The following is a 5,358-nucleotide window of genomic DNA, read 5'->3' on the forward strand; positions in this document are numbered from 1 at the left end:
TCATTCGATTTCGGCAACAAAGCCCAACAAAGCTGCCATGAGGAGCTGAATTATCGATAAAGGTCCCTGATATCTAGTCGGCGACCTCAATGTACAGCCATTTCTCAGGTATGAAAACTTAAACACTTTGTTATTTATGATGTTGTAGGCAAAAATATCAGTAGATGGTTGTTAATTTCTGGTTCTTAATTTTAAATACTAGCTAATGAGATAAATAATGGAGACTGAAAATTAAGTTCTTAATATAGAAAGCCTGGCGATCGTAGTTGTAAAAGTAATAACTAGGATTACTCCAGAGGATATCAACTAATAAGGACAAAGTTATGTACATATTTGAAAAGTTTAGAATAATATTTTTTACTACTTTATTATCATTGTTGTTGCCTTTTATATCTCAAGCAAAAGGTGCAGCACCTAGCATGATTCTTAATACTGGTTCTGGTTCATCATCAGCGACAATTTATGCCAATGGGAATATGCAGGCGAAAATAAACGTTATTATTAAGCATATTCCTGACGGCTATAGACTTGATCAAGTTGAACTCAAAGAAGCATATACAAGTTCCGAACTTCCAAATTTTTGGAATAAAAGTTCAATTGATAATGGATATGATCATAATGTTGAATCAACATATATCCCTAGATCGCATTCTTCAACTACTTCTAATGATATAACAACTGAGGTATTTTACCTTTCTACACACGAAAGTGGCGCTGACATTACACTCTGCGTAGAGGCTCATTTTTCATCAACTTCCAGTGAAGAACCTGCGTCCTTATCAACTTGTAATGGAGATGCAAACAAAGGATTAGTTCATTTGACGGTACTCCCGGAGGAGTATCATTCTTTTGAACATTTAAAGTTAACAACAGCAGAGGAGTATATTTTTGAAAACGGTTATTATGCGATAATTACGAATAGGTTTACTCTAAAAGGAAATCGTGAAATTAAATATGTAGGCGGGTGTGATACGTCGTACTATGATGATGGTGAAAGATATTTAATTGCATCTTCCCTATCCCAAAAGGATACGTCCAGTGCAGCCTATTTATTTAATACAAATCAAGGAGATGAATTAAAATCATCTTTCTCTTACATATTTGGCGGTAATTATAATATGACCAAAAGTTTTAACTATAATACAAATAAATCCGTCACTATTGTACAGGTTAGCGGTTACAAGCTTTTTTCAACAAAAACGAATGTAAACCCTTTAGTTAATAGAACCATACTTTGCCCAGAAATAACCTATAGAGATAATTTTGGTAACGAAGGTAAAATAGAGTTGTCGAGACATAATCCTTACTCTGATGGCCAGGGGAAAATATATTATAAGTTTGAATGATATGAAATTGTACTAAGTTTATATAATTGTATTTTTATCCGGGACACCATGAATATACCCGGTTGTCCCGCTGATATTATTTTTATTAAATTCTATAGGGGTTATTTTGTATGATGTTGGAATCAAACGCTAATAATTTTATTGACAGTATTTCGTCTGGAGTAGATGTAAGGACTGGAATGTATTCAGTTAACATTCCATTGATGCAATTCTTATCGCATCGAACTTTAGGGCTCAGCATACCTATTACCCTATCATATAGTGCAGGCAGTACGGTAGATATTGGATTTGGTCGGGGTTGGTCAGTTTCTCTTAGTCATTATGATAAAACCTCAGGGTCAATAAGTCTGTCGACAGGACAATCTTTTAAAATATATAAGCCGTGGGGTAGTGATGAGTATAAAATTCCATATAGAAAGCTTAAGGATGTTAAAATATTTCACCTGAGTGAAAGTGATGAGTTGAAAGTAGTGAATAAAGAAGGGGAATGTGAATATTTGAGTTCCTTATCCGGTCATTTGAAAAAAATCACCTCACCTCAAGGTCATTCGGTTTACTTTGACTACAATATTTGGACAGGAAGGCTTGATAAGATTTATGATAATGAGGGGAGGGAAATAAAATTTGATTGGAGTAATGTCGACACGAAGGTTATTGTTAACCATGAAATTGACTATGTTATAGTCCAGTCAGTTATAATTAATAAATCAGGAAATGGGATCTATCGTCGTTTATCTAAAATAAAATTAGATAAAGGGTTACCTAACATTGAACTTGACTATCGATATATAGCTAGCTCGAATTACGATGTTATAGAAAAGGTCACTCACCCCACCGGGCTAGTTGAAAAAATGGTTTATTTGGATAAAGGCCACTCCTTACCCGATGGCGCCCCTATGTTAAAAATTCCGTTTATTCAAAGTCATAGAATTATCCCTACTTTAGGTGACGAGCAAGACGATCAACCCGTTACACTTACAGAATACGAATACTCGGATAAAAATTATCTCGGGTTCGCTAGTGAAAGAAAATGGATTGCGGGCGAGGATACACTATTTAAATCTTCAGCAAACTACACGTACAATACCACAGAGATAGTCAACAAATCCAAAGTAACAGTTAGAAAGTACAACAAATATCATCTATTAGATTCCGAGGAACATTATGACAATGATGTTCTTTATAAAGAAGAGGAATATAAGTACGGCGCCAACTTAAATAATAGTATTGAAAAACAACCTGCCACTTACAGTTTGCCTATAAAACAGACGACTACTCACTATAAGAATGGTGAATCAAGAAGTGCCACTAAGAAATACAAATATGATGACTATGCGAATCTAACTTTTGTGCAAGAAGCTGACGGTTCCAAAGAGCTCTATACTTACTACCCCGCCGAAGGCGAAGTGGGTAAATGCCCAGTCGACCCTAATGGAATGATTTCTAGATTAAAAGAATATAAATTTTCCCCAGTTATCACCCAGTATAAGGAAAAACCGCGGGTTCATAAGTTTGAATATAAATCTATAGCAAGAATAGATAAACCTAACGAGTATTTTATCGTACCGAAGAGTGTAAGTGGTGATAATCTAACGGAAACCACAAGCTATTATGAAAATAGTGAACAACCCACTTTTTATGGTTATTTAAAGGAAACGGTTTCAAAGATCAATGGTTATGAGAACAAAACGACAGCTGAGTATGAATTTCTAACCACTGGGTTAAAAACCACGGCAACGCTGTTAACTCACGACCAATTGACAAAAATTTCGTCTGTAACAACAGAGTGTCATAGAGGGTTGCCCATCGAACAAACTGACGACGGAGAGCCAACTGTCAGAGTAACTTATGATTCTCTTGGTAGAAAAAGCACAAGCACCGTGGCCCCAGATACAGACAACTCCGCAAAAGCCACATTCAAATACGCTGTTGGCGCTGGAAGCAATAAAGTTACTCAAACCGATGCCAAAGGAAACATGGAAATTAGGGAGTATAATAATGCGGGCAAAACCATTGCAGTAAAACGTTCTATAGATGGGAAAGATTATCTTGTTCAATCCATGCGGTATAACGAATTTGGTCAATTGGAATCCAGCAAGGAGTACGATTGGGTGAAAGGAGTGAAAGGAGTGAAAGAAATTAGCATCACCACGAAATTTGAATATGACTCTAATGGGCAGGTGAAGAAAATAACGCATGGAGATGGCAGGACTGAAACTATTGAACAAAACCCAGTGACATTAACGACAGTATACGAGCAAACTGGCTTGCTAACAGAGACCAGCATTTATAATTTAGCTGGTCTCGTGGTTGAAAAGAATACGACCGACGCAGACGCATCGCCGCTATTGCTCGCCAAAACAGAAAATGAATATGATGGTTTTGGCAACCTTCGCAGTACCAAAGATACTCAAGGTCGTGTCACCAAGTATCGCTATGACATGGTTGATAGGCTTGAGGAAATCGAGAGGGAAATTGATGGGAAGCCTATTATTGAATCCTACTCCTACCATGACTTCACTAATGAAGAGTTGGTCAAAAGTGCAACGGTTAATAATGTTGTTCTCGGTAAAAGGGACTTTGATGGGCTAGGTCGCTTGAAAGAAGAAACGGTTAATGGGGGTATTCACTCGTATGAGTATACTGCGGCCTATAATCAGCCCAAAAGTGTGACATTGCCTGATGGCAGTATTATAGATTTGAAGAATAATATTAATCTTCAAACCACAGAATCAATTTCGGTACGAGGAACTCCCGAGCTTGCCTGCCACTATAGTTTTGATCCACAATCTGCACTGCCGACTTATAGTATTAATCAAGGGTGTAAACGTTCCGTCACCAGAAACTCTCTTGGTCGAGTTGAAGTCGATGAAATAGAACTTAATGATGGGGAAGTAAGAATATCGAAAGAAGAGTATTCGATTCAAGGGCGATTGCTAAAGAGCGAGGACTATTTCGATAACTACAAAAAGTATGGGTATGATTCTCTGGGGCGGCCAGAAACCATTACTGAGTATGTATCTGGTACTACAGCGACAACCCATATTGAGTATGACAGTTATAGTCGCCCTTGGAAATACAGTACCGAACGAGGGCAAGATGAAGCTGTAATAGAGATAGAGTACAACAGCATTGGCATGGAAACACAGCGTATTGCCAAGTTTAATGACGTAGAAGAGTTCACAATCGACCAAACATACAATAGCAACCTTCAAATCCAAACGAGAACATATTCCGACGCGTTAGGTGAAACCACTGAAACTTTTTCCTATGACAATCTTTCCCGTTTAGAGACATATACTTGCAGCGGACCGAATATCCCATCCGACGAATATGGTCATCAAATCGTAAAGCAGGTTTTTAGTCACGACTTATACGGAAATATCAAACAGCTCGATAGCCACTTTTCTCAAGGTACAATGAATACAGCGGTGTATACATACAATCCTATTAACCCAGTTCAGTTAGAGAACATCACTAACACCCATCCTAGTTATCCATCCAATATACATATCAAATATGATAAAGCCGGAAACATGTTGAACGATGAGCGTGGAAATACCTATATCTATAACCAGTTAGGCCAGTTAACCTCGGTAGAGAATAACGTTGATGAAGAACTATCGATATATCAATATGACGGAGATGGTCGTATGGTGTCTCAAACTGTAGAGGAGCAACTAGTGTATCTTTTCTACAGTAAAGGAGATTTAGTCAACGAAACATCAGGTGGAGTTCATTCTAGTTATCTTCACGTTGCCCCTGGTTTTGTTGGTCGTAGTGTCAAAGGAGAGGCTAATTATGTGCAGCATGAGTTCCTATTTGGCAACAGCCAGGGAAGCGTCATTGAATCTTTATCGACCGTTGAAGATACAACCGAACGCGACAAGAAAACCCGTAACTATACTCCATATGGTGAAGGATGAATGTTATGAAAAGAATCCAGCAGTATCAAGCCAGTAGAAGACGCTTTTTAAAACAGGCAAGTTGCTTATCGGCATTTGCTGGTGTG

General features: G+C 37.8%; 2 protein-coding genes. Both read left to right on the forward strand.

What is annotated here, in order from left to right; translation table 11 throughout:
* The first annotated feature begins 323 nt into the window (after nucleotides 1–323).
* A complete protein-coding gene (locus ACP45E_RS16110; RefSeq protein WP_017038489.1) occupies nucleotides 324–1,346 on the forward strand; it encodes a hypothetical protein in 1,023 nt (340 codons plus the stop codon).
* A 110-nt stretch (nucleotides 1,347–1,456) separates the two neighbouring features.
* Nucleotides 1,457–5,272: an RHS repeat protein gene (locus ACP45E_RS16115; RefSeq protein WP_017038490.1), complete on the forward strand. Its 3,816-nt coding sequence runs from the start codon at nucleotides 1,457–1,459 to the stop codon at nucleotides 5,270–5,272.
* Nucleotides 5,273–5,358: the final 86 nt, after the last annotated feature.

This window comes from Vibrio genomosp. F10 str. 9ZD137, from assembly GCF_049974785.1.
Classification (GTDB): Bacteria; Pseudomonadota; Gammaproteobacteria; order Enterobacterales; family Vibrionaceae; genus Vibrio.